This is a genomic window from Enterobacter sp. SST3 (assembly GCF_000286655.1).
Lineage (GTDB): Bacteria > Pseudomonadota > Gammaproteobacteria > Enterobacterales > Enterobacteriaceae > Enterobacter > Enterobacter roggenkampii.
This window is the reverse complement of the sequence record NZ_ALNS01000002.1, coordinates 1-3,202: the sequence shown is the minus strand read 5'-3', so window position 1 is coordinate 3,202 and position 3,202 is coordinate 1. Positions and strand designations below refer to the sequence as shown.

The 3,202-nt window shown below is 52.7% G+C and carries 2 rRNA genes; both read left to right on the top strand.

The features are described from left to right. The first annotated feature begins 112 nt into the window (after positions 1–112). Positions 113–3,017 (top strand): 23S ribosomal RNA (locus tag B498_RS20090). A 64-nt stretch (positions 3,018–3,081) separates the two neighbouring features. Next, positions 3,082–3,197 (top strand): 5S ribosomal RNA (gene rrf / locus B498_RS20095). Positions 3,198–3,202 lie beyond the last annotated feature (5 nt).

Sequence of the window (3,202 nt, the reverse complement as noted above, 5' to 3'; positions counted from 1 at the left end):
TTTGCTCTTTAAAAATCTGGATCAAGCTGAAAATTGAAACGACACATCTTTAAGGTGTGTTCGAGTCTCTCAAATTTTCGCAATCATGAAGTGAAACATCTTCGGGTTGTGAGGTTAAGCGACTAAGCGTACACGGTGGATGCCCTGGCAGTCAGAGGCGATGAAGGACGTGCTAATCTGCGAAAAGCGCCGGCGAGGTGATATGAACCTTTGACCCGGCGATGTCCGAATGGGGAAACCCAGTGTGATTCGTCACACTATCGTTAACTGAATACATAGGTTAACGAGGCGAACCGGGGGAACTGAAACATCTAAGTACCCCGAGGAAAAGAAATCAACCGAGATTCCCCCAGTAGCGGCGAGCGAACGGGGAGCAGCCCAGAGTCTGAATCAGCTTGTGTGTTAGTGGAAGCGTCTGGAAAGTCGCACGGTACAGGGTGACAGTCCCGTACACGAAAGCACACAGGTTGTGAACTCGAAGAGTAGGGCGGGACACGTGGTATCCTGTCTGAATATGGGGGGACCATCCTCCAAGGCTAAATACTCCTGACTGACCGATAGTGAACCAGTACCGTGAGGGAAAGGCGAAAAGAACCCCGGCGAGGGGAGTGAAATAGAACCTGAAACCGTGTACGTACAAGCAGTGGGAGCACCTTCGTGGTGTGACTGCGTACCTTTTGTATAATGGGTCAGCGACTTATATTCTGTAGCAAGGTTAACCGTATAGGGGAGCCGAAGGGAAACCGAGTCTTAACTGGGCGTTAAGTTGCAGGGTATAGACCCGAAACCCGGTGATCTAGCCATGGGCAGGTTGAAGGTTGGGTAACACTAACTGGAGGACCGAACCGACTAATGTTGAAAAATTAGCGGATGACTTGTGGCTGGGGGTGAAAGGCCAATCAAACCGGGAGATAGCTGGTTCTCCCCGAAAGCTATTTAGGTAGCGCCTCGTGAACTCATCTTCGGGGGTAGAGCACTGTTTCGGCTAGGGGGCCATCCCGGCTTACCAACCCGATGCAAACTACGAATACCGAAGAATGTTATCACGGGAGACACACGGCGGGTGCTAACGTCCGTCGTGAAGAGGGAAACAACCCAGACCGCCAGCTAAGGTCCCAAAGTCATGGTTAAGTGGGAAACGATGTGGGAAGGCACAGACAGCCAGGATGTTGGCTTAGAAGCAGCCATCATTTAAAGAAAGCGTAATAGCTCACTGGTCGAGTCGGCCTGCGCGGAAGATGTAACGGGGCTAAACCATGCACCGAAGCTGCGGCAGCGACACTATGTGTTGTTGGGTAGGGGAGCGTTCTGTAAGCCGTTGAAGGTGTGCTGTGAGGCATGCTGGAGGTATCAGAAGTGCGAATGCTGACATAAGTAACGATAAAGCGGGTGAAAAGCCCGCTCGCCGGAAGACCAAGGGTTCCTGTCCAACGTTAATCGGGGCAGGGTGAGTCGACCCCTAAGGCGAGGCCGAAAGGCGTAGTCGATGGGAAACAGGTTAATATTCCTGTACTTGGTGTTACTGCGAAGGGGGGACGGAGAAGGCTATGTTAGCCGGGCGACGGTTGTCCCGGTTTAAGCATGTAGGCGGAGGTTCCAGGTAAATCCGGTACCTTATTAACGCTGAGGTGTGATGACGAGGCACTACGGTGCTGAAGTAACAAATGCCCTGCTTCCAGGAAAAGCCTCTAAGCATCAGGTAACATCAAATCGTACCCCAAACCGACACAGGTGGTCAGGTAGAGAATACCAAGGCGCTTGAGAGAACTCGGGTGAAGGAACTAGGCAAAATGGTGCCGTAACTTCGGGAGAAGGCACGCTGATATGTAGGTGAAGCCCCTGCGGGTGGAGCTGAAATCAGTCGAAGATACCAGCTGGCTGCAACTGTTTATTAAAAACACAGCACTGTGCAAACACGAAAGTGGACGTATACGGTGTGACGCCTGCCCGGTGCCGGAAGGTTAATTGATGGGGTTAGCGGCAACGCGAAGCTCTTGATCGAAGCCCCGGTAAACGGCGGCCGTAACTATAACGGTCCTAAGGTAGCGAAATTCCTTGTCGGGTAAGTTCCGACCTGCACGAATGGCGTAATGATGGCCAGGCTGTCTCCACCCGAGACTCAGTGAAATTGAACTCGCTGTGAAGATGCAGTGTACCCGCGGCAAGACGGAAAGACCCCGTGAACCTTTACTATAGCTTGACACTGAACACTGGTCCTTGATGTGTAGGATAGGTGGGAGGCTTTGAAGTGTGGACGCCAGTCTGCATGGAGCCGTCCTTGAAATACCACCCTTTAATGGCTGGTGTTCTAACGTAGACCCGTGATCCGGGTTGCGGACAGTGTCTGGTGGGTAGTTTGACTGGGGCGGTCTCCTCCCAAAGAGTAACGGAGGAGCACGAAGGTTAGCTAATCCTGGTCGGACATCAGGAGGTTAGTGCAATGGCATAAGCTAGCTTGACTGCGAGAGTGACGGCTCGAGCAGGTGCGAAAGCAGGTCATAGTGATCCGGTGGTTCTGAATGGAAGGGCCATCGCTCAACGGATAAAAGGTACTCCGGGGATAACAGGCTGATACCGCCCAAGAGTTCATATCGACGGCGGTGTTTGGCACCTCGATGTCGGCTCATCACATCCTGGGGCTGAAGTAGGTCCCAAGGGTATGGCTGTTCGCCATTTAAAGTGGTACGCGAGCTGGGTTTAGAACGTCGTGAGACAGTTCGGTCCCTATCTGCCGTGGGCGCTGGAGAATTGAGGGGGGCTGCTCCTAGTACGAGAGGACCGGAGTGGACGCATCACTGGTGTTCGGGTTGTCATGCCAATGGCACTGCCCGGTAGCTAAATGCGGAAAAGATAAGTGCTGAAAGCATCTAAGCACGAAACTTGCCCCGAGATGAGTTCTCCCTGAGACTTTAAGTCTCCTGAAGGAACGTTGAAGACGACGACGTTGATAGGTCGGGTGTGTAAGCGCAGCGATGCGTTGAGCTAACCGATACTAATGAACCGTGAGGCTTAACCTTACAACGCCGAAGGTGTTTTGGCGAAGAGACAGATTTTCAGCCTGATACAGATTAACAGAATTTGCCTGGCGGCTTTAGCGCGGTGGTCCCACCTGACCCCATGCCGAACTCAGAAGTGAAACGCCGTAGCGCCGATGGTAGTGTGGGGTCTCCCCATGTGAGAGTAGGGAACTGCCAGGCATCAA